Source organism: Mycobacterium marinum (assembly GCF_003391395.1).
In the GTDB taxonomy this organism is placed as follows: Bacteria; Actinomycetota; Actinomycetes; order Mycobacteriales; family Mycobacteriaceae; genus Mycobacterium; species Mycobacterium marinum.
Map to the genome: position 1 here is coordinate 3,697,043 of NZ_CP024190.1, position 25,819 is coordinate 3,722,861.

24 protein-coding genes are annotated in these 25,819 nt (G+C 64.3%); 7 read left to right on the forward strand and 17 right to left on the reverse strand.

Annotated features, from left to right (window positions below):
- Positions 1-155: 155 nt before the first annotated feature.
- Positions 156-1,214, forward strand: coding sequence for a bifunctional (2E,6E)-farnesyl/geranyl diphosphate synthase (idsA2, locus tag CCUG20998_RS15445; protein ID WP_036455749.1), 1,059 nt, complete (start codon positions 156-158; stop codon positions 1,212-1,214).
- Between the two features lie 4 nt (positions 1,215-1,218).
- A complete protein-coding gene (locus CCUG20998_RS15450) occupies positions 1,219-2,799 on the forward strand; it encodes an alpha-(1->6)-mannopyranosyltransferase A (protein ID WP_036455751.1) in 1,581 nt (526 codons plus the stop codon).
- 37 nt (positions 2,800-2,836) lie between these two features.
- On the opposite strand, the gene CCUG20998_RS15455 is transcribed toward CCUG20998_RS15450, so the two are convergent.
- Positions 2,837-3,241, reverse strand: coding sequence for an Rv2175c family DNA-binding protein (locus CCUG20998_RS15455; RefSeq protein WP_011741279.1), 405 nt, complete (start codon positions 3,239-3,241; stop codon positions 2,837-2,839).
- A 150-nt stretch (positions 3,242-3,391) separates the two neighbouring features.
- Here CCUG20998_RS15455 and CCUG20998_RS15460 point away from each other — a divergent pair, with 150 nt between their 5' ends.
- Complete coding sequence (locus CCUG20998_RS15460; RefSeq protein ID WP_172607283.1) at positions 3,392-4,627, forward strand: protein kinase domain-containing protein; 1,236 nt, start codon at positions 3,392-3,394, stop codon at positions 4,625-4,627.
- 64 nt (positions 4,628-4,691) lie between these two features.
- Here the strand turns inward: CCUG20998_RS15460 and idsB (CCUG20998_RS15465) are convergent, their stop codons facing one another.
- The 8 genes from idsB (CCUG20998_RS15465) to idsB (CCUG20998_RS15500) all read right to left on the reverse strand — a co-directional run bounded on the left by idsB (CCUG20998_RS15465) (position 4,692) and on the right by idsB (CCUG20998_RS15500) (position 12,922).
- Positions 4,692-5,729 carry a geranylgeranyl diphosphate synthase IdsB gene (gene idsB / locus CCUG20998_RS15465; protein ID WP_020729396.1) on the reverse strand — a complete coding sequence of 346 codons (1,038 nt, stop codon included), beginning with the start codon at positions 5,727-5,729 and terminating at the stop codon, positions 4,692-4,694.
- Between the two features lie 16 nt (positions 5,730-5,745).
- Positions 5,746-6,912: a hydroxymethylglutaryl-CoA synthase gene (locus tag CCUG20998_RS15470; RefSeq protein WP_020729397.1), complete on the reverse strand. Its 1,167-nt coding sequence runs from the start codon at positions 6,910-6,912 to the stop codon at positions 5,746-5,748.
- A 45-nt stretch (positions 6,913-6,957) separates the two neighbouring features.
- Positions 6,958-8,013: a hydroxymethylglutaryl-CoA reductase gene (locus CCUG20998_RS15475; protein ID WP_020729398.1), complete on the reverse strand. Its 1,056-nt coding sequence runs from the start codon at positions 8,011-8,013 to the stop codon at positions 6,958-6,960.
- 23 nt (positions 8,014-8,036) lie between these two features.
- On the reverse strand, positions 8,037-9,149 hold the full coding sequence (locus CCUG20998_RS15480; RefSeq protein ID WP_020729399.1) for a phosphomevalonate kinase: 1,113 nt from the start codon (positions 9,147-9,149) through the stop codon (positions 8,037-8,039).
- A complete protein-coding gene (gene mvaD, locus CCUG20998_RS15485; protein ID WP_020729400.1) occupies positions 9,146-10,156 on the reverse strand; it encodes a diphosphomevalonate decarboxylase in 1,011 nt (336 codons plus the stop codon). The genes CCUG20998_RS15480 and mvaD overlap by 4 nt, the downstream gene beginning before the upstream one ends.
- Positions 10,153-11,136: a mevalonate kinase gene (mvk, locus tag CCUG20998_RS15490; RefSeq protein ID WP_231389689.1), complete on the reverse strand. Its 984-nt coding sequence runs from the start codon at positions 11,134-11,136 to the stop codon at positions 10,153-10,155. The genes mvaD and mvk overlap by 4 nt, the downstream gene beginning before the upstream one ends.
- Before the next feature lie 29 nt (positions 11,137-11,165).
- The gene (gene idi, locus CCUG20998_RS15495) at positions 11,166-11,702 is read right to left on the reverse strand and encodes an isopentenyl-diphosphate Delta-isomerase (RefSeq protein ID WP_020725615.1); all 537 of its coding nucleotides are present in this window, start codon (positions 11,700-11,702) and stop codon (positions 11,166-11,168) included.
- 182 nt (positions 11,703-11,884) lie between these two features.
- Complete coding sequence (gene idsB, locus CCUG20998_RS15500; protein WP_020729402.1) at positions 11,885-12,922, reverse strand: geranylgeranyl diphosphate synthase IdsB; 1,038 nt, start codon at positions 12,920-12,922, stop codon at positions 11,885-11,887.
- Positions 12,923-13,535: 613 nt separating this feature from the next.
- On the opposite strand from idsB (CCUG20998_RS15500), the gene CCUG20998_RS15505 reads away from it, so the two are divergent.
- Together CCUG20998_RS15505 and CCUG20998_RS15510 are read left to right on the forward strand one after the other, a co-directional pair.
- Positions 13,536-14,552, forward strand: coding sequence for a terpene synthase family protein (locus tag CCUG20998_RS15505; RefSeq protein ID WP_020729404.1), 1,017 nt, complete (start codon positions 13,536-13,538; stop codon positions 14,550-14,552).
- Between the two features lie 367 nt (positions 14,553-14,919).
- Entirely contained in the window at positions 14,920-15,921 is a 1,002-nt protein-coding gene (locus tag CCUG20998_RS15510) for a 3-oxoacyl-ACP synthase III family protein (RefSeq protein WP_020729406.1), read from the forward strand.
- Between the two features lie 189 nt (positions 15,922-16,110).
- Here CCUG20998_RS15510 and CCUG20998_RS15515 read toward each other — a convergent pair whose 3' ends face one another.
- From CCUG20998_RS15515 to CCUG20998_RS15525, 3 genes are read right to left on the reverse strand one after another with little or no spacing between them, the layout of a single operon-like run.
- Positions 16,111-17,499: a class II 3-deoxy-7-phosphoheptulonate synthase gene (locus CCUG20998_RS15515; protein WP_012394885.1), complete on the reverse strand. Its 1,389-nt coding sequence runs from the start codon at positions 17,497-17,499 to the stop codon at positions 16,111-16,113.
- A 48-nt stretch (positions 17,500-17,547) separates the two neighbouring features.
- Entirely contained in the window at positions 17,548-18,027 is a 480-nt protein-coding gene (locus CCUG20998_RS15520; protein WP_020729407.1) for a polyadenylate-specific 3'-exoribonuclease AS, read from the reverse strand.
- A 9-nt stretch (positions 18,028-18,036) separates the two neighbouring features.
- Positions 18,037-18,954 (reverse strand): hypothetical protein, encoded by a 918-nt coding sequence (locus tag CCUG20998_RS15525; RefSeq protein ID WP_172607284.1) that lies wholly within the window; start codon positions 18,952-18,954, stop codon positions 18,037-18,039.
- A 40-nt stretch (positions 18,955-18,994) separates the two neighbouring features.
- Between CCUG20998_RS15525 and CCUG20998_RS15530 the strand changes: the two genes are divergently transcribed.
- Positions 18,995-20,278: a glycosyltransferase 87 family protein gene (locus CCUG20998_RS15530; RefSeq protein WP_103654024.1), complete on the forward strand. Its 1,284-nt coding sequence runs from the start codon at positions 18,995-18,997 to the stop codon at positions 20,276-20,278.
- Here the strand turns inward: CCUG20998_RS15530 and CCUG20998_RS15535 are convergent, their stop codons facing one another.
- From CCUG20998_RS15535 to CCUG20998_RS15555, 5 genes are all read right to left on the reverse strand, one after another.
- On the reverse strand, positions 20,279-21,010 hold the full coding sequence (locus CCUG20998_RS15535; protein ID WP_011741292.1) for a lysophospholipid acyltransferase family protein: 732 nt from the start codon (positions 21,008-21,010) through the stop codon (positions 20,279-20,281).
- Positions 21,011-21,097: 87 nt separating this feature from the next.
- Complete coding sequence (locus CCUG20998_RS15540) at positions 21,098-21,487, reverse strand: hypothetical protein (RefSeq protein WP_015356162.1); 390 nt, start codon at positions 21,485-21,487, stop codon at positions 21,098-21,100.
- Positions 21,484-22,758: an ArsA family ATPase gene (locus tag CCUG20998_RS15545; protein WP_181005681.1), complete on the reverse strand. Its 1,275-nt coding sequence runs from the start codon at positions 22,756-22,758 to the stop codon at positions 21,484-21,486. Before CCUG20998_RS15545 ends, CCUG20998_RS15540 begins: the two co-directional genes overlap by 4 nt.
- Positions 22,755-23,189, reverse strand: a complete 435-nt coding sequence (locus CCUG20998_RS15550) for an SRPBCC family protein (protein ID WP_011741295.1) — start codon at positions 23,187-23,189, stop codon at positions 22,755-22,757. Before CCUG20998_RS15550 ends, CCUG20998_RS15545 begins: the two co-directional genes overlap by 4 nt.
- A gap of 96 nt (positions 23,190-23,285) precedes the next feature.
- Entirely contained in the window at positions 23,286-23,675 is a 390-nt protein-coding gene (locus CCUG20998_RS15555) for a hypothetical protein (protein WP_011741296.1), read from the reverse strand.
- A 209-nt stretch (positions 23,676-23,884) separates the two neighbouring features.
- Between CCUG20998_RS15555 and CCUG20998_RS15560 the strand changes: the two genes are divergently transcribed.
- Entirely contained in the window at positions 23,885-25,687 is a 1,803-nt protein-coding gene (locus tag CCUG20998_RS15560; RefSeq protein WP_020729411.1) for an AMP-dependent synthetase/ligase, read from the forward strand.
- Positions 25,688-25,819 lie beyond the last annotated feature (132 nt).

Below are 25,819 nucleotides of genomic sequence, written 5' to 3' on the forward strand. Positions count from 1 at the left end.
AGTTAGGCGAAGCAACTTGTGGGGTCAACCCGCGCCGCAACCCTAAAAGACCAACACCCGCCGCCTGCGCTGTGGCCTAATACACTGTCGGGCCAGAGACAAGCCGAGCAGAAAGGGGCGCCGCGCTGAGCGTCGACGCATCGGCAACCGAAGAGCTGGCCGGCGCCATCACCGACCAACTGCGACTGTACTTGCGTGATCGTCGCAGCCAGGCGGCCTACATCGGTGACGACTACGGCGCCTTGACGGCATGGCTGGAAGAGTTCGTGCTCTCCGGGGGCAAGCGGCTAAGGCCGATTTTCGCTTATCGGGGCTGGCAGGCCGTGACAACCGAGGATCCCGACCCGGATCTACTGTTGTTGTTTTCTGCGCTGGAGCTGCTACATGCCTGGGCGTTGATACATGACGACGTCATCGACGCCTCGTCAACGCGGCGCGGCCGGCCAACGGCCCACATGCACTTCGCGGCGCTACACCGGGACCGGAACTGGCTCGGCCCAGCACAGCAATTCGGGATCTCGGCAGCGATCCTGATCGGCGATGTGGCACAGGCCTGGGCCGACGACATCATTTCGCGGGTTTCCCAGTCAAGCCTGTCACCCGACGCGCAACGGCGGGTCCAGCGCGTCTGGTCGGATATCCGCACCGAGGTGCTGGGCGGGCAATACCTTGACATCGTGGCCGAAGCCAGCGCGGCCGATTCCATTACGTCGGCAATGACTGTCGCGACCTTCAAAACCGCCTGCTACACGGTCTCGAGGCCGTTACAGCTGGGGGCGGCCGCGGCCGCCGACCGGCCCGATGTCCAGGAGGCGTTCCACCAGTTCGGAACCGATCTCGGAGTCGCGTTTCAGCTGCGCGACGACGTGCTGGGGGTGTTCGGCGACCCGGCAGTGACGGGAAAGCCATCCGGCGACGACCTGAGGTCGGGAAAGCGCACGGTGTTGATCGCCGAGGCGGCCGCGCTGGCGGACAGGTCGGACCCGAAGGCCGCCAACTTGTTGCGGTCCGCGGTCGGCAGTGAGCTCACCGACTCGCAGGTGGGCGAGCTGCGCGAGGTGATCGTGCGGGTCGGGGCCCTTGCGGCCGCCGAGAACCGGATCGCCGGGCTCACCCGGCGCGCACTTGCCACACTCGAGTCCATACCCATCAATGCCAGCGCCAAAGCCGGCTTGTCCGCGCTGGCCCGGACGGCCACGGACCGGTCGGCCTGAACCAATGACCAGTCCAACACCCACTCCGGAAGCCCTCTCTGTGACAAAAATGTCTGTTAGGCAAAGCCTTTCGCGGATTCGAGAGTTTGCGTCCTCCCCCCAGGCCGGGCCTGCGCGGCTGGGGCTGCTGGGTGCGGTGCTGATCACCGTCGGCGGGCTGGGAGCGGGCAGCATCCGCCAGCACGATCCACTGCTGGAATCCATCCACATGTCCTGGCTGCGCTTCGGTCACGGGCTGGTGCTGTCATCGATCGTTTTGTGGCTGGGCGTTGGTCTCATGCTGATCGCCTGGCTGCGATTGGGGCGAGGGGTCCTCGCCGGCCAAGCCAGCGAGTTCACCATGCGGGCCACCACGGCGTTCTGGTTGGCGCCCCTGTTGCTTTCGGTGCCCATCTTCAGCCGGGACACCTACTCCTACCTCGCCCAGGGGGCACTGCTCCGCGACGGCCTGGACCCCTACGCCGTCGGCCCGGTTGCCAACGCGAATTCGCTGCTCAACGACGTAAGTCCGATCTGGACGATCACGACCGCACCGTACGGTCCGGCATTCATCCTGGTGGCAAAGGTCGTCACCATGATCGTCGGCAACAACGTTGTCGCAGGAACCATGCTGCTGCGTTTGTGCATGCTGCCCGGGTTGGCCCTACTGATCTGGGCGACCCCGCGCCTGGCTCACCGTCTCGGGGCCGACAGCCCAACCGCAATGTGGATCTGTGTTCTCAACCCATTGGTCCTGATTCATCTGATGGGCGGGGTGCACAACGAGATGCTGATGGTGGGCCTGATGGCCGCCGGTATCGCATTAACCCTGCAGCGCCACCACGTTGCGGGTATCGCGCTGATCACGGTCGCCGTCGCGGTCAAGGCGACGGCCGGGCTGGCACTGCCCTTCCTGTTCTGGGTATGGATGCGCCACCTACACGAGCGCCGGGGTTATCGGCCGGCTCATGCTTTCCTGGTGGCCGCCGCCGCCTCGCTACTGGTTTTTCTTGCCGTGTTCTCGGTGTTGTCCGCGGTGGCCCGGGTGGGGCTCGGGTGGCTCACTGCGCTGGCCGGTTCGGTCAAGATCATCAACTGGCTGACCCTGCCGACCGGGGCGGCCAACCTGATCCATGCCCTGGGCAGGAACTTCTTCACGCTCGACTTCTACACCTTGCTGCACGTCACCCGACTCATCGGAATCGCGATCATCGCCGTATCGCTCCCGCTGCTGTGGTGGCGGTTCCGGCGCGACGACCGGGCCGCATTGACCGGCATCGCGTGGTCGATGCTCATCGTGGTGCTGTTCGTACCAGCCGCCCTGCCTTGGTATTACTCCTGGCCGCTGGCCGTCGCGGCGCCGCTGGCGCAGTCCCGGCGATCGATGGCGGCCATCGCCGGGATTTCGACCTGGATCATGGTGATCTTTAAGCCCGACGGATCACACGGGATGTACTCCTGGCTGCACTTCTGGATCGCCACAAGCTGCGCACTTGCCGCCTGGTACGCGCTCTACCACGCGCCCGACCTGCGCACCCGGCCTGGCGAGACACCGGCCGACGAGCCCGCGGCGCCCCTCGATATGGGCACCAAGGACCCTCAGTAGGGCTCAGCGAGCCTCAGGAGGCCTGGATCGAGCCTTCTTAGTAGGCCATGGCCTGCGCGCGGCGGACGACTTCACGAGCCTGGTGAGCATGGAGCGCGTCGACGGGGCGCGCGTTGCTCACCGCGTCGCGTGAGCCGTCGCGTGTGACGGTCAACGACGGGTCCGGCGTAAACAACCACCGGATGATCTCGGTGTCGTGGTATCCGCCGTCATGCAGGATCGTCAACAACCCTGGCAAGCTCTTGACCACCTGACCTGAGCTGGTGAAAAAGACCTGCGGCACGACCACACCCCCCTCGCGCCGCACCGCAACAAGGTGACCTTCGCGCAACTGCTGATGCACCTTGCTGACCGGAACGCCGAGAAGTTCGGCGACCCGAGACAGGTCATAGGTTGGTTCGTCGGGGTCCAGGACGTCGTCGCCGGCCGGAATACTGCCCACCGCGCCAGTGTAGAACCTGGCAAGCTGGCGGGTGTGCGCGTTGCGGCTACGTTGCGCCCTGCGATTCGCGGCGCAACCTAGGATGGCTCAGTGGCTCGAGCTGAATTCCCCGGCTCCTTCGCAGACCGTGTCGGCCCGCATCGGGGCCGAATTGAAGCCGGGATTGGGGACCAATTGGACGGCGCGCTGTTGGATGGCCGTTACCTGGTCGGGGCCAGGATCGCCAGCGGCGGAACCTCGACGGTCTACCGCGGCCTGGACGTTCGCCTCGATCGCCCGGTCGCGCTGAAGGTGATGGACTCCCGCTATGCGGGCGATCAGCAATTCCTCACCCGCTTTCAGCTCGAGGCCCGCACGGTCGCCCGGCTGAAGAACCCCGGCTTGGTCGCCGTCTACGACCAGGGCTTAGATGCGCGGCATCCATTTCTGGTGATGGAGCTCATCGAAGGCGGCACCCTGCGGGAGCTGCTGAGCGAACGTGGCCCGATGCCGCCCCATGCCGTCGCGGCGGTGCTGCGCCCGGTGCTTGGTGGACTGGCGACCGCGCACCGAGCCGGCTTGGTCCACCGCGACGTCAAGCCGGAGAACATCCTGATCTCCGATGACGGTGACGTGAAAATCGCGGACTTCGGGCTGGTCCGTGCCGTCGCAGCGGCTGGGATCACCTCCACCAGCGTCATTTTGGGCACCGCAGCCTATCTGTCCCCGGAGCAGGTCCGCGACGGCAACGCCGGCCCCCGTAGTGACGTCTACTCCGCCGGCATCCTCACCTACGAACTGCTCACCGGCGCTACGCCGTTCACCGGTGACACGGCGTTGTCCATCGCGTATCAACGACTCGATCATGACGTGCCGCCCGCCAGCGCTGTGATCACGGGCGTTCCAACACAGTTCGATGAATTTGTGGCGTGCGCTACCGCCCGTGACCCGAGTGAACGGTACGCCGACGCGATCGAGATGGCGGCCGATCTGGACGCAATCGTGGAGGAGCTGGCGCTGCCCGAATTCCGGGTGCCGGCACCGCGCAACTCGGCACAGCACCGGTCGGCGGCGCTGCAGCACAGCCGAGTCAACCAACACCGGCCCTTCGAGGCCTCCGCGCAAGTCTCGGCCTCTCCGCACGGCCGCCAGCCGACGCGCGAGCTCCCCCGAGAACCCGAGAATCACAACGAGCCCCCCGGCTCCGACTTCGATGACGAATCCGACGAGTATGAATACGAGCCGGTGTCAGGGCAGTTCGCCGGAATCTCCATGAACGAATTTGCCTGGGCACGACAGCATGCCCGTCGCACCGTGCTGATCTGGGTAGCGGTGGTGCTGGCAATCACCGGGATGGTTGCGGCCGCGGCGTGGACGATCGGCAGCAACTTGAGCGGACTGCTGTAGTCGCGCAACACCACTGAGCGAGTTTCCTACGCCGGCGATCCGCTGACCACCCAACACCGCCTGATCACCTATCGCGACCGATCACCAGTTGCGCCAAGCCGATCAGATCAGCCGAGCCTAGCTGGTCAGGCAACGCGGCAAGGGCGGCATCCATGAGTTCATCGGCATGCCGCCGGGCTGCCTTGCGCCCCCCTGCGGCTTCGATCAGTTCGCTCGCCCACGCCACATCATTGGCCGTCATCGGCTCCGTAGACCGATACAGCTCAGCCAGTTTGAGCGCCGCCGAGGAGCCGGACTCCAACGCCGCAATCACCGGCAGAGTTTTCTTGCGGCGGGCCAGATCGCTGCCGACCGGCTTGCCGGTGACAGATGGATCTCCCCAAATGCCGACGATGTCGTCGAGGATCTGAAAGGCCAGCCCCAGGTGGTAGCCGAACTCCCGCATCGCCGATACCGTCAACGGATCCGCACCCGCGGTCAGCGCCCCCAGCTCACAGGCACACCCCATCAATCCCGCGGTCTTCCCGGCTGCCATCCGCAAGTACCCGTCGACCGTTACCCGCTTGGGCGTCTCGAAGTCACCATCATCGACCTGGCCGACACGCAAGCCCAGAAACGACGACTCCAACGTCGCGATCGCGGCCATGGCAACCTCGGGCGCCAACATCTCGGCCAATACGCGACTACACAAGACGTGTAGCGCATCTCCGAGCATGATCGCGCTGGTTTCTCCCCAGACCGTCCATACCGTCGCCCTGCCGCGGCGAGTGACATCGCGATCCATCACGTCGTCGTGAACCAGCGAGAAATTGTGCATCAACTCCACCGCCGCCGCCACCGGAGCCGCCGCACTCGCGTCACCGCAAGCGGCGGCTGCCCCGACCACCAAAGCGGCCCGCGTCGCCCGCCCTGACCAACCACCCGTCCCGGATCCGTTGACATCCCACCAGCCCAAGTGATACCCGGCCATGGTTGCCAACGGCTCAGCCAACCAGCCCACGGCTACCCGCATTACCGGATCGCACTCGCGCCGAGCCCGCGACAGCAGTATCCGACCCGCATCCGGTGGCGCATCTGGAACATCAGCCATGCCGAGCGACATCGACCACCTCCTCACATCAGACTGCGCCGTACATCCGTTTGTGCTCGGAGATCGCTGTCAGCCGGAACGGGCGGGAGGTTTCCACCGGCAGGCTGTGGTGGTTGCCGTTGGTGGGCAGCGTGAGGTTGTGCAGTCTGCGATAGTGCTCATAGCTCAGCGGGATTCGCGTTTCCAGCGCTGCGCGGTGCTGATCGGTGCGTAGATGTTGTTGGTATCCGGGAGTGACGGTTCCGGCGAATAGTTCGGCTACACAACCTGATCCGTAGCTCAGCATCGCTATCGGCTGATCTGAGAGGTCGTCCGCTTGATCCAGCAGCGCCGCGAGGGCCAGATACAACGATGCGGTGTAGCTGTTGCCGATCCGCCGGTTGTACTCGACGGTGTTGCCGACCGCCGCCTGGACCGCGGCGTCGCTGGCATCTTCACCGGCTTCTGCGGCCAGTTGTTTGTGTGCCTTGTACGCCATTTTCGTGAACGGTTGGTGGTAGCAGAAAGCCGCGAATTCGCCGAAGGCTCTACCGCCGCGTTCGGTGTAGTCTTTCCACGCGCCCGATGCCGCCTCCATATATGCGGTGACCGAAGCCTTTCCGTCGACCAACGCAGTGCTGCGATAGTTCGGTCTCCAGAAGTCCATGATGTCGGCGGTATAGATTCCGGTGGGCTCCTCCAGCCGCAGCAGCGCGGGGTCTGCCGAAACCAGCATCGCCGCGGCCGCTGCACCTTGGGTGGGCTCGCCCGGGCTGTCGAGGTCGTAGCGGGCCACATCGGCTGCGATGACCAATACCTGCTGGGTCGGGTCGCGGTGTACGAGTGCCAGCGCGAGTTGCAGAGCACCTGTCGCCCCGTAGCAGGCTTGCTTGACTTCGAGTACGCGGGCGCTCGAGGGTAGGCCGAGCAGGGAGCTCACCCAGATTCCCGCCGATTTGGACTGATCGACGCCGGTCTCGGTACCGATGACTATTGTCCGGATCTTTTGGCTGCCATGCCGTTTGATGATCGGGTCGGCGGCCGCGGCGGCCAAAGTGACGATGTCCTCATCTGGTGCGACGATGCTCATCTGCTGTTGGCCCAGACCGACGAGGTATTTGTTCACGTCCACGCCGTGGTGTTCGGCCAGGGTTGCGTGGTCGAGTACGTAATGCGCAGTGGCTATTGATAGGTCGTGAATTCCGATCGAGACCATGATGGATGTTCCTTTCCGGTGTTGCGGTTTTGGGGTTGTCTGCTGTTAGGCCGTCGATGGTTTGCGTTCGTATGTGGTGTGCGCGCGCATGAGTTCGCCTGGGTTGGTTTGGGCGGCCATGAGTGACAGTTCGCCGCACAGCACGGTGGCCGCGCAGATTACGGCGAGCCGGCGTGCGTTGGCGCCGGGGGGCCGTTGTTCGCGGCATCCCAGCTGGGCGAGGTTGTCGGTGACGAAGTCCAGGTCTTTACCGTTGCCTACGGTGCCGACGATCAGGTTGGGAATGGTGCAGGAGAAGTACAGATCGCCGTCGCGGTCCTCGGCGTGTGTTACGCCTTGGGAGCCTGCGATGATGTTGGCGGCGTCTTGGCCGGTGGCGAGGTAGAAGGCCAGCAGCATGTTGGCGTAGTGCGCGTTGGCCGATCGGATGGTACCGGCTTGCAGGGTGCCGATGAGGTTCTTGCGGATGTTGAGCGCGGTGATCGCTGCCGCGCTGGTGTGCAGGTGCTGTTCGACGAGGTCGCGGGGAATCACGATCTCGGTGACCACGTTTTTTCCGCGGCCTAGGATGCCGTTGATCGCGGTCGGCTTTTTGTCGCAGCACATATTGCCCGAGATCGATCCGTATTCCATCTGGGGATAGCGGGTCAGGATATGTGCGATCAGGTGGTCGGCCGCTAGTGTGGCCATGTTGTGGCCGCTGGCGTCGCCGGTGCGGAACTCGAATCGAATGAACAGTAGGTTCGCGGTGATCTGCGGGTGCATCCCGATCAACTCGGCGAAGCGGCTTGTTTGTCCGACAACCGCTGCTAGCTCTGCGAATTCGGTCTGCAGTTGGCGCGCGGTGTTTTTTGCGACGGCGGCATCGGGGGCGATCAGCAGGATCGACCTGGTCATCTTCTCGTCGATCAGGGTTGTGACAATGCCGTTTTCGGTCAGACGGGACAGTTTGGCCCCGCGGCCAACGGACGGCCATACCGGTGATTCATAGGTGGCCAACGGTGCATGGGCGCTGAATTGCCCTTCGCTGCCCGAGATCTTGATGGGCCCCACCCAGCGTAGGGGGACATGCACCGAGAGCTGCTCCTGTTGTGTGGTCATTTGTGGTTACCTCTTTCGGGCTGTTAGAAGGATGTTGTTGTTGGAAGAGCAATATCGGCGGCGTTCACCGTTGGTGGGGCTATGTCGACGTCGAGGGGGCGGATGCCCGCGTGCAGCCAGCTACGGCCAAGCCCGGCCACATCGACGGAGCTTCCTGCCAATGCAATCCCGCAGTCGCCACCTCCAGCACCGGAGGGTTTAGCGGCTGCGCCGCTGGTTTCTGCTGCGGCGCACAGCGCGTTGAGCCGCTCAGTAAAGATGCCCATTGCAGTAGCGCGGTCCAACTCGCACAGCAGATTCCGGAACTGACGCACATGCTCGCCGAGTCCCGCGCCAGCGGGCGCAGACCCGCAGCAGGAGGCCGTCGCAGGTGTCAGCAGGCCAATGGCGGCGTCGACACATTCTTCGGAAGACTCGCGGAACCGGCGCACAATCTCGTCGCGGGTTCGGTCGCCGGATGCCAGCCTGCCGATCCGGGCCGTGGTGGCCGCGGGAGCGCCCGTCCACCCGACGAGCAGACGTTCAGGCGGCGGCGCGACCGCGGCGATGACGTGGCCGGGCCATTCGGCGTGAACCGCCGAATGCAGGTCCGCGGCGGCGAGTTCGACGATGGCTTGGCGATCCGGGGAGCGGTAGGACAGCCAGCCTCCGAACACCGCCGCAGCCACGTCAACACCGGAGCCAGAGGTCGTCAGGCGCGCGGTCGCGATCAACGCAAGCCGGAATAAGGTCGTCCGGTCTACCGGGGCGCCCCATGCGGCGGTAACCGCATCAATCACCGCCACGGTGACAGCCCCACTGGAACCTAGGCCCAGCTTCACGCCACGCTCATGCAGCTGCGAGGTGATCGTCAGTCCGACGCCGCGGTCCGGGCAGTCCAGCCACTGGCGCGCGATGGCCACCGCGGATGCGATATGCGGCAGCTGCCGGGCTGCGACGGATCGGTCAGAATCCAAATCCACAGTGCCAGCTATCAGCTCGCTACTGACGGCGACCCCGCCACCGATGCCCAGATCCGCGGCCTGGACAGTGACATAGCGGTCCATCGCAGCGACCAGCGCGCCACAGCCAGGCTCGACGACCGCGAACTCGCCCAGAATGACCAGTTTGCCCGGTGCTTTTCGGATGCTGTTCACCGCGTGGCCTTCTCTACAAGAGCCACCCCGGGCCCCGGATGGGCCACCACCACCGTCTGGACCTGACTCAGCTCCTTCAGCGAGGCCGCGATGAGTGGCGCATCATCGCGCGAGCAGAGCACCTTCACGTTGGGACCGGCGTCCATCGTCAGGTAGGCCGCGATGCCGTCGCCGCGCATCGCGACGACCCGGTCGATTACCTGTAGCGAGGCCGCACTGATGTATCGAACAGCGGGCCGGGCGGCCAGCATGGTGGCGTGCATGCCCATCGCGTTGGCCTCGGCGATCGCACCGGCGCCGTGCAAGTCGCCGGCGGCAAGCGCGGCCTGCATCGCGTGCAGGTCATCACCGCTGGCGTCAGCCCAGGCTCGATACAGCGGAGAAGTCTTGACGGTCTGGCTCATTGCCGCCCGGCTCGAGATCTGCTTGGCCCCGGCCTCGACCACAACGGCCACCAACGCTAGATCAAGCGCGACATCGATTGGCTCGGCATAGGATTGGGCATCACCGTCGGCTCCAATCGCGGCACCGGCGTGCCACACCGAGAACCCGCCGAACACCGAACGACTCGCCGAGCCTGAACCACGACGCGCCAGCCGGGACAGTTCCCGGACATCGGTGTCCAACCCGTAGGCCGCACACGCAGCGGCGGCCAGCGCGGCGAAGCCACTCGCCGATGAGGCCAACCCAGCTCCGGTGGGCCCCGCATTGTGGGTATCAACGATCGCCGGGGCCCGCGACTTCACCCGCACTCGCAGCAGATCCAAGAATTCGGTAACTCGGGTCGAAAAAGCCTCCGGCGCCGGCTTCCCGGCCATCATCACGATATCCGGACCAACTCCACCGCCGGTGGGCCCGACCTCGACGGTGGTCGTAGTCGGGAAGATGTCCAGGGTCATCGACAGGCTCGAGGTCATCGGAAGCATGAACTCTTCGTCGCGCTTGCCCCAGTACTTGATCAGCGCGATGTTGGGATGAGCGACCGCGGTCGCCGCTGCTGCGCTCACGGCGCAACCTCGCGACCCGATGCGCTCGCGGTGAGCCGTCCGGCGAAGGAGTCGAGCGCGACAGCCCAGGTAGCCACCGCGCCGGCCTTACGCATTGCCTCACCGATGACTTGCGCGTGGACCCAATCGCGGGCAAGTGCGAGCGCGCATCCGCCGCGACCGCTGCCAGTGAGTTTGGCGCCCATTGCGCCACTGGTGTTGGCCGCCTCGATGAGACCCTCCAGCCGCGGCGTGGACAGGTTCAGCCCGCGGAGCAGGTCGTGGTTGCGAGCCATCGCTGCCCCGAGTGCGGTGAGATCGCCTTGCTGCAGGTCGATGGCCGCGCGACCGACCAGAGCATCGAGTTGCTCGACGAGCCAGTCCCGACGAGCCAAGCCGTCTCTGTCGGCAGTCAAGATTGCCGCGACCTCAGCGACGGAGTCTTTGGTCGCGCTGATCTCGCCGCTGTCAGCCACCACAAACACCCCTACCGGCGCCGGGCTCACCGGCCGGACAGCCCCCCGGTGGAACACAATGGGCCCGTCAGCGCCGGTAGCGGCCGCATCCACCCCACTGGGTGTTCCGTGCGCGGTTCGCTCCCTGGACTGAACCAGCTCATAGATCTGCATGGCGGTCAGCTTGCGCTCGAAAAGGTCGGCAAGCGCCAGCACCACCGCTCGCACCACCGCCGCGCTCGACCCCAACCCACGCCCGCATGGCACGACGTGCGACACCTCGACAACCACGCCTGACGCGACTGCGGCTGGCACGTCGAACCGTTCAGCGAAGTCTGAGATCAGCGACGCCATGTCTAGGCCCATCGACCCCACCGTTGGCTGCCGGACCGGGGTTGGTGCCGGGCCCCGGTGTGCGGTCGCCGTCTCGACCAATATTGGGATCGGAATGGCCAGTGCGGCCGCCCCATGCACCACCAGGTGCTCGCCTAGGACGATCGCTTTCCCGGTCGCCGTTCCCACACCCGATCTCGAACGTGCCTTCATCGCGGGATGACTCACTTGTTGCCCTATCGCTAGTAGATCTCTTGCGTGAACTGGGCGAAAGCGACTCGGGCGGCGCCTAATACGGTGAGGAACCAACCGGAGAAACTATCCGCTTCGAGCAGCTGGGCCAGTTCGGCCGCGGTCACCATGCGCACTTCCGAGACCTCGTCGGGGTCCGGTTGTGGCGGACCCGAGATTCGCCCCACGTACAGGTGGTTGAACTCATGCTCGACCAGACCTGTCTGCGCATCGGCGTGGCGATACGTCACCGTCCCTGCCGGTACGAGTTCGACGTCGAGCCCGAGCTCTTCGCGCACCCGGCGCTGCGCGGCCACCCGCGGGCTCTCCCCAGGAAACGGGTGTCCGCAACACGCGTTCGACAGGACTCCTGGCCAGTGATACTTGCCCGCGGCACGGCGCTGCAGTGCCATTCGCCCGGACTCATCAAATAGAAACACCGAGAACGCGCGATGCAGCAGCCCCGGCGCTTCATGCGCAGCGATCTTCTCAGCCACACCCTGCGTGACGCCACCGGCATCAACCAACTCCAACATGATCTCCGGCATTTCAAGCAGTCCTTTCAGCGTGGTCCGGCAAATCCCCGGAAGCAGTTCCCCATCGCCGCATCGTCGCGGCCTACCAAATCGTCAACCGCTACTGAACTGCTGGCCGCTTACCCGACAACCAAGAAGTGCAGCAAGGGGGCCTCTCGGGCCGTTCTGATTTCATTTCGGCTCGGTGTAAGAAGTCACCGGTCGCGGGCAATGACCAATTGCGTCAACGCAATCAGATCTTCTGATCGCGCCGAGTCAGGTAGTGCCGCCAGCGCGGCACCGATGCATTCATCGGCCTGCCGCTCGGCGGCTTTGCGGCCCCCCGCGGTCTCCACCAAGTCGATCGCCTGCCGCACTTCATCGGCTGACATCGGCTCTTCAGCCCCATAAAGCTGCGCCAAGCTAGCCGCCGCCTCCGTACCAGAGCCCAAGGCGGCGACCACCGGAAAAGTCTTCTTGCGGCGGGCCAGATCACTACCGACCGGCTTACCGGTGACATTCGGATCTCCCCAGAGACCCATCACATCATCGACGATCTGGAACGCCAAGCCCAGTTGGAAACCGAACTGATGCATCGCCGTCACCGTGGCAGGATCCGCATTCGCGGCCAACGCCCCTAACGCACAGGAACAACCCATCAATCCCGCCGTCTTGCCGGCCGCCATTTCCAGATAGCCATCAACGCTCACCGACTCGCGTGTCTCAAAGTCACAATCTTCGAACTGGCCATCGCACAAAGTCACACACGAGGATTCCAACCTCATAACGGCGTTCGCCGCAACCTCAGGCTCCAACATCTCAACCAACACACGGCCAGCCAACGCGTGCAACGCATCTCCGAGGACAATCGCATTGGTCTCACCCCACACCGCCCATACCGTCGCCCTACCCCGGCGAGTGGCATCGCGATCCATCACGTCGTCATGAACCAACGAGAAGTTGTGCATCAACTCCACCGCCGCCGCCACAGGAGCTGCGGCACGCGCATCACCACACGCCGACGCCGCCCCAAACGCCAACGCCGCCCGAATCGACTTGCCAGACGAACCATCTACCGGCACCCCATTGACGTCCCACCAGCCGAGGTGATATCCGGCCATCTTGGCCAACGGCTCACTCAACCACCCCACTGCTGTCCGCAAGACCGGATCGCATTCTTGCCGAGCATTTTTCAGCAGCGCCCGAGCTGCGTTCGGGGTCGCATTGGCAACATTGACCATGCCCAACGACATCGACCAACTCCTCACATCAGAAGAAACCTGTCCGCGAACCACAAGCGGTGACGAGCAGTGTCCGGTACCGGTCTCAACAACTTCTCAATGAGCTGACCTGCGGCGCTCGTTGGACCGCAGAAGCATGTCGATCCGGTAGGGATCAGCCGAATACCCAAGTGCGATCTGGATTTAACATGTACGTAATAGATGTCTGGGTGAGTCGATTAGGACCGACGCCCAGCGCCGCTCGCCTCCCCCCGGGACGCATGCCAGCCGCCCCAGATGCGGCCATCGCGGCCGCGGGGCGGAACCCGCAGGCAGGTGCGTTTTGGTACCCATATTCAGGATGCGACGCCGGCGGCGATGAGAGTGCGAGACTTCGTGAAGATGTCGCTCTTGCAGGGATTTAACTCCGCTCAGCCGCTCGCCCGGCCTCGATCACACACGCCCGAAGGGCTCGCCATTCACATCGCACCTTGCGACGCCGAAACATCAAGCTGCCCAGCTTGATCACACTCCTTTCGCGGCGAGACACTCCGCCACGGTTCAAGATCCGTTGAGAATCCATTGAGGACGGGTCTGTTCAATCAGCGGCGGAACTTCCCAGTAGCGCAACGGAAATGGACTCCAAGTGAACGTTATTGACTTCCCCCAGGTCGACTTGGGTACCGAGGCGACAATCAGCCCCGATGTCGACAACGCAGGGGAACACCTGAAGACATGGTCTCGTGCCACAGGCATCGTCCTCGACGGCCCCAACGGTGACGCCTTCGATGCACTCGCGCAGCATCGCCTGGCGGCATGGACCTATCCGGCGGCAACCGGTGCGGAGCTTGATCTGATGGCGGACTGGATCGGTTGGCTCTTTGCCTTCGACGACGTTTTCGATGAATCGATAGACGGCTGCGATCAGGACTTTGCCATTGCGACGGCGGCGGCCACCAACACCGTCTACACCGGGCTGCCCTCAGCACCCCCGAGCCCAGTAGTCAGGCCCTATGTGGTGGCGTTGGAGGATCTTTGGGAGCGGACCACCCAGGGCATGCCGGCGTACTGGTGCAGACGACTGGCCAACGACATGGTCGATTACGTCAACTCCTACCGAAGCCATGCCCTGATCAACGCATCACGCATTGCGCTCGACGAACAGTCATATCGAGCCCACCGGCTGATCTCCAGCGCAGTATTCATCACGCTCGACCTCGGCGAAGCCGCCGCTAGACGTGCCCTATCGGAGTCGCTGTTGGTGCACCCATACATACGGGCCGCTCGCGAAGCCGCCAACAACATCGTGTCCTGGAGCAACGACCTCTACTCCGCGCCCAAAGAGCTCAGTCTGGGCGACCTGTGCAACTACGTCGCCGTCCTGCAGTCTCAGGATGATCTCACGACTGCGCAAGCAGCCGACCGGGTCAGTCAGTACCTGCACGAGGAGATCGCGCGCTTCGATCAAACCAAACAGCTCATCCACACCCACCTCATCCCACGCCTGCCAACCGAAGATCAACAAGGCGTGATCTCCATGCTGGATACCTGCAGCAACTGGATAACCGGCAACGTGGCGTGGTCATTGGAGACCGCACGCTACGCATCGCGCGCCATCGACATGGAGCGCGAAAAGGAAGTGTTCGGGGACTTGCGAACCTAGGACTCGCATTAACTCCCAGGGGCCGCGGCGAACATCAGCACACGAAAAGGCGCGGCCGTGAGCGAAAAGAAACTGGCGACTGTTGGTTCAGCCGGGTAGTTCACGGCCGGCGTCTTGGCCGCGGTCGTCCGCAGGACAACACCAAAATCCAAGACCCCAAATCAACTCGACCACAACTGCATCCACGGTGACCGGGCCAGCGCCATCCACACGCTGTCAACGGTCACCCATTCGACACTGATCTCGCAATAACTTCCACAACAATTTCCTGGAGGAGATCATGGAGCACCGTCCCGAATGCTGCTGTGGTTGCGCGCTCGCGCAAATGCCTGCTCCCCCAGAGGAATCTGTGCCCTTACCGCCCACAGTGGGCATACTAGGCACCGGCGCATTCGTACCGCCGCGCGTCGTCACCAACAACCAGGCAGGTGCCAGCGCCGGCATCGACGATGCCTGGATATTCGCCCGAACTGCGATCCGGACCCGACGCTGGGCCGACCCGGAGCAGGCCACCTCGGATCTGGCCGTCCAGGCCGCCGAACAGGCCCTCGCCAACGCCGCAATCAACGCCGGGCAGCTCGGAGCGGTCATCGTCTCGACCTCCACACCCGACCAACCCCAGCCACCCACGGCCGCCTTTGTCCAAAATGCGCTGCACGCCAACAGCGCATACGCCTTCGACACCAATGCGGTGTGTAGCGGGTTCCTGTTCGCCATCAACACCGCACACGCGCTGGCCCAACGTGACAGCATCCACGTGCTGGTCATCGGAGCAGACGTCTACTCACGCATCCTTGACCCCACCGATCGAAAAACGGTCTGCCTGTTCGGTGACGGCGCCGGTGCTGTGGTGGTCGGACCCACCACAGCCAGCTCGAGGCACCTGCGCATCGTCGACACCGAACTGCACACATTCACCCAGCACATCAACCTGATCGGGGTGCCCGGCGGCGGCAGCCGCCAGCCCCTGACCACGGCTACTCTCGACGCGGGACAGCACTACTTCCACATGGACGGTCGAGGCGTCCGCGACTTCGTCACCACCACGGTCCCGGAGCAAGTCCGCAAATTCTTGGCGCGACATCACCTCGCTGTCGAGGACATCGACCACCTGGTGATGCACCAAGCCAATGGCCGCATGCTCGATGAGATCTACTCGCTACTGGACCTGCGTAACGCCACATGCCACCAAACCATCGACCGATTCGGCAACACCGGTTCGGCATCGATCCCCATCACCCTGCACCACGCCTACCCCGAGCTGCACGGCAATATCCTGTGCATCGGTTTCGGAGGGGGGATGGCCGCCGGTATCACGCTGCTGGCCGCGGTGTCGGGCAGCGCGGGTGATGTGGGCGCTCACAAGTAGCGCGCGCTGCGCCACCGGACCGCCCCCGACCGGGGTGACGATCCGGGAGCGTCGCGATCCTGCGCACGCCTGGTCACGAACAGGCGCGCGCCGCACCCGGGTAGCCGAGCCCAGCGCCGCGGGCTGACCGTCCGAAATTCGGACGGTCAGCAGCGGTCATCCCATCGGAAAGCCCACCGCCAACGGCGGTTAGTCGCGCAGCATTTCGGCGACCAGGAAGGCCAGTTCCAGTGATTGTTGGGTGTTCAGTCGTGGGTCGCAGGCGGTCTCGTAGCGCCCGGATAGGTCGGAGTCGGAGATGTCTTGCGCGCCGCCCAGGCATTCGGTGACGTTCTCGCCGGTGATCTCGACGTGGATACCACCCGGGTGGGTTCCCAGGCCGCGATGGACCTCGAAGAATCCCTGTACCTCATCGACGATGCGGTCAAAGTGGCGGGTTTTGTAGCCGGTGGATGACTCGTGGGTGTTGCCGTGCATCGGATCGCACTGCCAGATCACCTGGTGACCGGCGGCCTGGACCTTCTCCACGATCGGCGGCAGCAGATCACGGACCTTGTTGTTCCCCAACCGACTCACCAGCGTCAGCCGGCCCGCCTTGTTATGCGGATCCAGCCGCTCGACATACTCGACAGCCAGCTCCGGAGTCATCGTCGGGCCGATCTTGACCCCGATCGGATTGGCGATCACCTCCGCAAAAGCAACGTGGGCACCATCGAGTTGACGGGTCCGCTCACCGATCCACACGGTATGGGCGGACAAGTCATACAACTGCGGCTCACCGTTTTCCCCCTCACCCAACCGCAACATCGCCCGCTCATAATCGAGCACCAAAGCCTCATGACTGGCGTAGATCTCAGCGGTCTGCAGATTACGGTCGGCCACCCCACAGGCACTCATAAACCGCAGGCCCCGATCGATCTCGTTGGCCAGCGCCTCATAGCGCGCCCCCGCCGGCGAGGTCCGCACAAACTCGCGGTTCCAATCATGAACCAAATGCAGCGACGCCAACCCCGACGACGTCAACGCCCGCACCAAGTTCATCGCCGCACTGGCATTGGCGTAGGCACGCACCAGCCGCGACGGATCATGCTCGCGCGCAGCAGCATCGGGCGGAAAACCATTGATCATGTCACCGCGGTAGGACTTCAACCCCAACGCATCAGTATCGGCCGAGCGCGGCTTGGCGTACTGCCCCGCAATCCGAGCAACCTTGACCACCGGCATGCTCGAGCCATAGGTCAGCACCACCGCCATCTGCAACAGCGTGCGCACATTGCCCCTGATATGCGGCTCGGTGTTATCGGTAAACGTCTCCGCGCAATCCCCACCCTGCAGCAAAAACGCCTCACCACGAGCGACCTGCGCCAGCTGCTCCTGCAACCGGATGATCTCCGAAGGCACCGTCACCGGCGGCACACTCTCGAGCACCTTACGCATCGCCGTCGCCTGATCGACCGGCCAGCTGGGCTGCTGAGCAGCCGGCTTAGCCAACGCAGCATCCAACCGCGCCCGCAACTCATCAGACAACGGCGGCAACGACGGCAGCTGGTCAATCGGAATATCGACGGTCCAGTTCATCGGTACATGGTAACTGGGCATTGTTGCGGGCTGATGGGCCGAACGTTGCTAGCGGTCGGTGATGATCAAAAACCTTCGCAATTGATCACGGGCATCGACCAGCGCGTCGTGGGCATCTCGGGACCGCGGGGGTAGCCGCGGGCTGCCGCGATCCTCCCACAGCTGCCGCAATTCCCGGGTGAAACGCGGTATCGCCTTCGGCAGGCCCGGCATCGGACCCCACAACTGACACAGCGCGACGTGATCGTAGGCCCCGACCCAGGCCCATAGTTCGATCCGCTCGCCGCTGTCCACACCGAGGAACTCCTCCAGGTCCAGGCGGATCTGGCGGCGCGAACGCCACACCTGCGAGGCGGGTGACGGCAGTTTGGTCAGCACATGGGCACGAACCCAACTTCCAGCCCGTTCCGGATCGAATTCTGTGGAAACGGCGTAGTACTCACGGCCGTCCTCGGCGACCACGCCGATCGAGACCAGTTCGATGGTGCGGCCATCCTCGATGAACTCGGTGTCATAGAAGTACCGCATCGCCGCAGCCTATACGGAGGTCAATAACGGCTCGGTGCCCTCGGGTGGCGGCGCGGGGTGAACGTCGCGATCCAACTGCGCCTCGACGGCGCGCTCGTCGGGCAGCCGAGGGGTGCCGGCGATCGCGCACTGCAACCAGAGCTTGACCCGCACCACCGGGCGGCGCAAGGTGCGCTCGCGCTGCAACGCTCGCCGCATCTTGTCCGGTTTCGCGGTATAGCGCCACCGGGCCCAAGGGGCATGCGGCCGCGACAGCCGGATTGCACCGATGACCAGCAACACCACGATGAACATGCCGAGCAACCCGGTCCACACCTTGCCCTTGATCAGCACCACCGTTGCCAGCGGCAGCGTGAGCACCAATCCGCCGACCACCACCGCACGCGGGAGCACCGAATCGCTACCGGACCAGATCGTCGGGAAGAACATCAGGGGATGCAAACCCAGGGTCAGCAGGCCCGCCACCGCTACCGCCGCAAAAACCGCGTCCACCGAGGTACGGCCGTCTTCCTCCCAATAGACATCGGACAGATGCAGGATCAACGCATACTCGTCGAGCACCAGTGCCGCGCCGATCCCAAAAAAAGTTGCCGCCACGCTGAGTTCGGGTTCACGTCCGTTGACAGCCAGCGTCACCAAGGTCAGCCCGGAGATCATCACCAGCACCACCCCGAACGTCACATGGTGGACATGCACCGACCCGAGGTGCACATTGCGGGGCTGCCACCACCTGGGCGGCGGGCCATCGTCTGGGCGCCCACGGATGACGCGCACGAAGGTGCGGGTCACAAAAAACGTCAGGATGAAGGCAACCAGGCAGCACAAAAGCGGCAATCGGCCGCGGTCGACAATGTCATGCTGCAGCCAATAGAACACCTCAAAAAAGTTACGCCCACCGACGAATGCAGGTCGGCAGCCTCGCTGCAGCGGTGTCCGGCCGTCCGGTAACGATTAGGCTGTCGGGGAAATGAGTACATGGAGGTCGCCCGACGTGGGCAGTCGACTCGGGCGGTTCTCGGTTTGGTGCCTGCTCTGGCTGGTAGCGGCCGCGGCACTGGGATACGTGGTCTGGCGGTTGTTCGGGCACATCCCGTACCGCATCGACATCGACATCTATCAGATGGGCGGTCAGGCCTGGTTGGACGGGCGCCCGCTCTACAGCGGCGACGTGAAGTTCCACACACCAATCGGACTGGACCTGCCGTTCACCTACCCTCCGCTGTCGGCGGTGGTGTTCAGCCCGTTTGCCTGGTTACACATGCCGGCGGCCAGTGTGGCGATCACATTCTTGACGTTGGTGGTGCTGATCGCGTCGACGGTGGTGGTGCTTACCGCTCTGGATGTGTGGCCCGACTCCGAGCAGCTGCCCGGCCCCGCGTGGCTGCGCCGGTTGTGGTTGGCGGTCATCATCGTTGCCCCGGCTTCGCTCTGGCTGGAGCCGATCAGTTCCAACTTCGCTTTTGGCCAGATCAATGCCGTGCTGATGACCTTGGTGATACTCGACTGCTTCCCGCGTCGCACACCGTGGCCACGGGGGCTGTTGCTCGGCTTGGGGATCGCGCTGAAGCTGACTCCGGCCGTGTTCCTGCTCTACTTCCTGCTGCGCCGCGACAACCGGGCGGCGCTGACGGCGGTGGCGTCTTTCGTGGTCGCCACGCTGGCCGGTTTCGCGCTGGCCTGGCGCGACTCATGGGAGTACTGGACCGACACCTTGCTGCACACCGACCGGATCGGTTCCGCGGCGCTCAACACCGACCAGAACATTGCGGGCGCACTCGCCCGCCTACCGATCGGCGAGCATGCGAGCCACCTGATGTGGGTGTTGCTGTCTTTAGGGGTACTCGCGGTGACCGTCTGGGCGATGCGGCGCGTCCTGCGGGCCGAAGAACCGAGCCTTGCGGTGATCTGTGTCGCCTTGTTCGGCCTGGTGGTTTCCCCAGTGTCGTGGTCGCATCACTGGGTTTGGATGTTGCCGGCGGTGGTCGTGACCGGGGTGCTGGCCTGGCGGCGGCGCAACGTCGCGCTGGCGGTGGTCACCATTGCCGGATTGGCGCTGATGCGCTGGTCACCGATCGATTTGCTGCCCAAACACCGCGAGGCGACCGCGGCCTGGTGGCGTCAGCTGGCCGGCATGTCTTACGTGTGGTGGGCGTTGGCCGTGATCGTCGTGGCCGGACTGACGGTCACCACCCGGATGACGATGCAGCGTCCGGCGGAGCCGGGTCGAACCCCGGTGCCGGCCGCGCGCTGATTATCCGGCGGCGGTTTCGGGAATCCGTACGGCGTCCCCGGACCCGTCGTCATCCCCCTTGCCGCCGTTCTTGATGCTGGCGGCGTAGATGTCGACGTACTCCTGGCCCGAGAGCCCCATCAGCTCGTACATCACTTCGTCGGTGACGGCCCGCTCGATGAAGTGGTTGCCGGCCAGACCCTCGAACCGCGAGAAATCCATCGGCTTGCCGAAACGAACGATGACGCGGCCGAAGCGCAACATCTTGCGTCCCGGCGGGTTGACGACATTGGTGCCGATCATCGCCACCGGGATGACCGGAACTCCGGTGTGCAGCGCCAGCCGAGCCAGGCCCGTCTTGCCTTTGTAGAGGCGACCGTCGGGCGAGCGGGTGCCTTCTGGGTACATGCCCAGCAGCTTGCCCTGGCGCAGCAGTCCCGCGGCGGTTTCCAGTGCGGCCTGTGCCGCGTCGGAATTGGTGCGGTCGATCGGCACCTGCCCGGAGACGCTGTAGAACCAGCGGTTGATCCAGCCTTTCACGCCGGTACCGGTGAAGTATTCGGCCTTCGCCAGGAAGGTGATCCGACGACGCACGACCAACGGCAGGTAGAAACTGTCGGCCACAGCGAGGTGATTACTGGCGAGAATAGCCGGCCCGGAGCTCGGGATGTGTTCCAGCCCTTCGACTTTCGGCCGCCCCAGCAGGGTAAAGAGCCAGCCCATGAAGATGTACTTGAATAGGTAGTACCACATGGCCCTCCCTCTCACCCGCATCGGAATGATGTCTGCGCCAACTGTACCCATCGGCGATAGGTACGACCACCTCCGTAGGTTGGTCGCTTACTCTTGCAGAGTAATCGGGATCGCCTGGTAGCGCGTCTTCGCATCGGCGTTCGCCGACCCGTTTTCGGGGGCGCTCTCACTGCTGAGGCCCCCGCCGGGCGGACCATCCGGCGGCGGTTTCGCCGATCGGTCGATGTCGTCGACTATGGCGCGAATCACGTTGAGCAACGCCACACTGTGTTCGGCGATAACCGTCGTCAACGGGTGCTGCTCACCATTGACCAGCGCAGCGAGTGCACACAGCGGGCACCACACCTGTTGGCACTTGCCGGTCGCTCCGCCCGATGCCATGGCGGCCGCGGCGCGCAGTGCAGGATCCACGCCATCAAGGATCGCCTGGGCGAGTTTGCGCAGTTCAGGACCAACTTCGGTATGGGGCCCAGTCACGTCGGCCACACCTCCGGATCTGGTCGAAATCGAATGGTCAGCTCACCGCCAGACAGGCGCGCGTCCAGCACGATGCACCTCCGCAATACGGAGGCCAACCGCACCCTGCGCCGCATGCCGCCGGCACTGATGATCAGGTCGTCATCAGCTCGGCCCAGTGTCAACGAACCGGGATCGAGCTGGGGCAACGCTAGCCGCAGACGATATACCGACCCAAGGCCGGACCCGGACTCGAGGTCAACAATAGGACGCAGCGGCCCCGGCGGCGCGCTTCCGCGGCGCCGGCGGGCGCCATCAAGCAGCCCACCGAGGGCCTTGGGTCCGATCGGCTCGCCGGCCGCATGCGCAACCAGCACCAGCGCCACATCGCCAATGGTGGCGTCGAGTTCCTCGAGAACGGCACGCTGCTCGGAGATGCGTTCGGCATACCAGTAGAAGGCGGGGTGGTCGGGCAGACTGCGGTACTCGTATGCCTCGTCCCGCACCAGAACCTGATTGACGAGTAATTCCTCGACGCGGACGCCCATCAGGGCCAACGATCCCAGCGTGCGCGTCGCCTCCGCTGCGACCACCCGCTCAGGAGTCAGCACCAGATGCGCGCCGACCAGAGAACCATCCGTCAGCAAAGTGCTGAGTCGATCGACGCTGGCGCTGGTTCGCTCCAGCAGCTCCACCAGCGCTGCCGAGCGGGCATCTTCGATCGCGAGGCTGAGCCGGCGATGCCGCGGCCACGCGCGCTCGACGTACAGGGAGAAGGTGGCGGGGAGGGTCAACATCCGCAGGGCGTCCGCGGTCGAGGCGCAGTCGACCACGATGCGGTCCCAACGTCCACTGGCCGCGAGCTCACCGACCGCGTGCAGACCGAGCACTTCCTGGACTCCGGGCAGCGCGGAGAGCTCCTCGGGAGCAATGCTGCCCAGCTCCGAATCCGGAAATCGCCCGTTGAGGGCATCGACAACGTCTCGCCAGCGGTCTTCGAGCAACGCCAGGGTGTCCAGCGCTAGGGCATCCAAGAACCCCCCGCCGGTGTCGACCTGACCGGTCTCGAGATCGGCAAAAACACGAACCGGCTCGCCGGAGCCCGTCGGCGCAACCGCAATGCCCAGCACATCACCCAGCGAGTGCGCCTGATCGGTGGATACCACCAACACCCGCTGACCAGCAGTGGCGTCACAAACCGCGGTGGCGGCCGCCAAAGTGGATTTTCCTACCCCGCCTTTGCCTACGAAGAGACTGATCCGAGCCGGGGTGGGCGCAACAGGATCACTCAGCCCTCAACTCGTTTCTTCAGATCTTTTAGGGCTCCGTCGATCAGCCTGCGCTCAGCCTTGCGCTTGAGCATTCCGATCATCGGAATGGCCAGATCAACCGACAACTCGTAGGTAACGTCAGTACCAGAGCCTTTGGGCGCCAAGTGATACGAACCTTCAAGGGCCTTCAGCAGCGAGCTGGACTGCAGGGTCCAGCTAAGCGATTGACGGTCGGCCGGCCACTCATAGGCCATGATCAGGGTGTCCTTGAAGATGGTGGCGTCCATCAACATCCGGGCCAACATCGGATAGCCGTCGTCATCGGCCTCGAGGATTTCGACTTCCTTGTACTCGGAGATCCATTCAGGGTAGGCCTCGATGTCAGCGATCGCTTTCATCACCTCACCCGGCTCCGCGTCGATGTAAATCGTCTGCGTCGTCTTGTCCGCCACCTGACCACCTTTCTCTGCCCCCGCACTCGATGTTTTTTCCCGGGGACACGGCCTTCCGGCAGAAACGGTACTCCCCGAAGCGCTACCTTGACCCGGCTAAATTACCGGAGAAACTCCGATCGGGCGTGTCTGCTCCAACGTCGTTTTCACCTCGAACGCCATCTTCTTGCCCGCCACCCGGCGCTGATGCGTCATTTTCGCCAGCTTCATCCGGGCCAACTCCCAAGCCGTCACTCCAGTGGGTTCAGCATGCAGGAAATAGTGCAGCACGACCCCGTCCAACGACGGCTCGAGCCAGATCTCCATCGTGCCGGTCAAGGCCCCGGTAACCGCCCACCTGATTCCCTTGTCGGCGCGGTCCTCGGTGACCTGCAGCCACAGATCGGGCCACCACCGGCTCCAGCTTGATCGATCCGCGACCGCGGCTCCGACCCGTGCGCCATCCGCGGCGATATACGTCTCATCCGCGATCTGGATGCTGTTCATGGCCACAGCTTCACACACCCACCTGAGGGGGGCTGGCACCACCCCGCAGGTGCGGAACCCGCGCGCGCGGGCAATCGCAGTGAGAATCCGAACCGGGCGCCAACCAGGCGCCTCCATGCTGCGCGAATGCTGCGATTAGGCTGTGAGCAGGCAGTCCGCCCGCAAAATGGCAATCAACGCCACAACAGGTGTAGCGAGGTCGAAACGAAGTGCGTCAGTACAGTGTCCCCGCCCGTTTTTCCGTCGACGAGCGCGACAACGTCGCGGCCATGGTTTTCGAGCACGAGCGCGATGATCCCGACCACATCATCTATCAGCGCCAGATCGACGGTATCTGGACCGATATCACCTGCGCCGAGGCGGCCCGGCACGTTCGTTCTGCAGCATTGGGTTTGATCGCACTCGGAGTCCAGGCCGGTGACCGGGTGTCCATCTTCTCGGCCACTTGCTACGAGTGGGCGATCCTGGATCTGGCGATCCTGGCGGTGGGCGCTGTCACCGTGCCCATCTACGAGACATCGTCTGCCGAGCAGGTGCGCTGGGTGCTGCAGAATTCAGAAGCCGTGCTGGCGTTCGCCGAGACCGACGCGCATGCCGCAATGATCGCCGAGCTGACCGGTGACCTGCCCGCCCTGCGCCGCGTCCTGGTTATCAACGGTTCGGGTCCCAAGGCGCTCGAGCAGCTCGCCGAGGAGGGTGGGTCGGTTGACCGGGCCGAGCTGACGGCGCGACTCGATGCGCTGCGCTCCTCGGATCCGGCAACCCTGATCTACACCTCAGGCACCACCGGGCGGCCGAAGGGCTGCCAACTCACCCACTCCAACCTGCTTCACGAGATTCGCGGCACGCAGGAGTCCCTACCCACGCTGGTGTGCCCCGGGCAGCGGTTGCTGGTCTTCCTGCCGCTGGCCCACGTGCTGGCCCGGGCACTTGCCTTGTCGGCCTTCGCCAGCAAGGTGACCGTCGGATTCACCAGCGACATCAAGAATCTGCTGCCACTGTTTGCGGTGTTCAAACCCACAATTGTGGTTTCGGTGCCGCGGGTCTTCGAGAAGGTCTACAACACCGCGGAACAGAACGCCGCCAACGACGGCAAGGGGGCGATCTTCAAACTCGCCGCGCAGACGGCGGTCGATTGGAGTCGAGCCGTCGATGACGGCCGCCCGGGGTTGCTGTTGCGCGCCAAGCATGCGCTGTTCGACCGGCTCGTGTACCACAAGTTGCGCGCGGCTCTTGGCGGCGACTGCCACGCGGCGGTCTCCGGTGGGGCACCGCTGGGCGCGCGACTTGGTCACTTCTATCGCGGGGTCGGCCTAACCATCTACGAGGGCTACGGGCTGACCGAGACCAGCGCGGCAGTCACGATCAACCAGATTGACGCTATCAAGATCGGGACGGTCGGAAAACTGGTGCCCGGCAACAGTTTGCGAATCGCCGACGACGGCGAGTTATTGGTACGCGGCGGCGTGGTGTTCAGCGGCTACTGGCGCAACGAACAGGCCACCGACGAGGCATTCACCGACGGCTGGTTCCGGACCGGCGACCTCGGCGCAATTGACGACGACGGCTTCCTGAGCATCACCGGCCGCAAGAAGGAGCTCATCGTCACCGCGGGCGGTAAGAACGTCGCCCCCGCGGTGCTAGAGGATCAGCTACGGGCGCACCCGCTGATCAGCCAGGCGATGGTGGTCGGGGACGCCAAGCCGTTCATCGGCGCACTGATCACCATCGATCCCGAGGCGTTCGGCGGTTGGAAGCAACGCAACAGCAAGGCCGACCATGCGGCGGTGCGCGACCTGGCCGAGGACCCCGACCTGGTTGCGGAGGTGGATGCGGCCGTCAAGGAGGCCAACTTGGCGGTGTCCCACGCCGAATCGATCCGCAAATTCCGAATTCTGCACGTCGATTTCACCGAGGACACCGGCGAGTTGACGCCAACGATGAAGGTAAAGCGCAACGTGGTGGCCGAAAAGTTCTCCGTCGAGATCGAGGCGATCTACACCAAGGATTAGTCCAACGCGCCGCCGGCGGCTCCGCCGGCGGCGCGCATGAGCGGATCGCCCGACTCCTCCTCCGGCCTCACCGGCCGGCATCGTCGCCGCGCACCACCCCAATCGCCCGACTCCTCCTCCGGCCTCACCGGC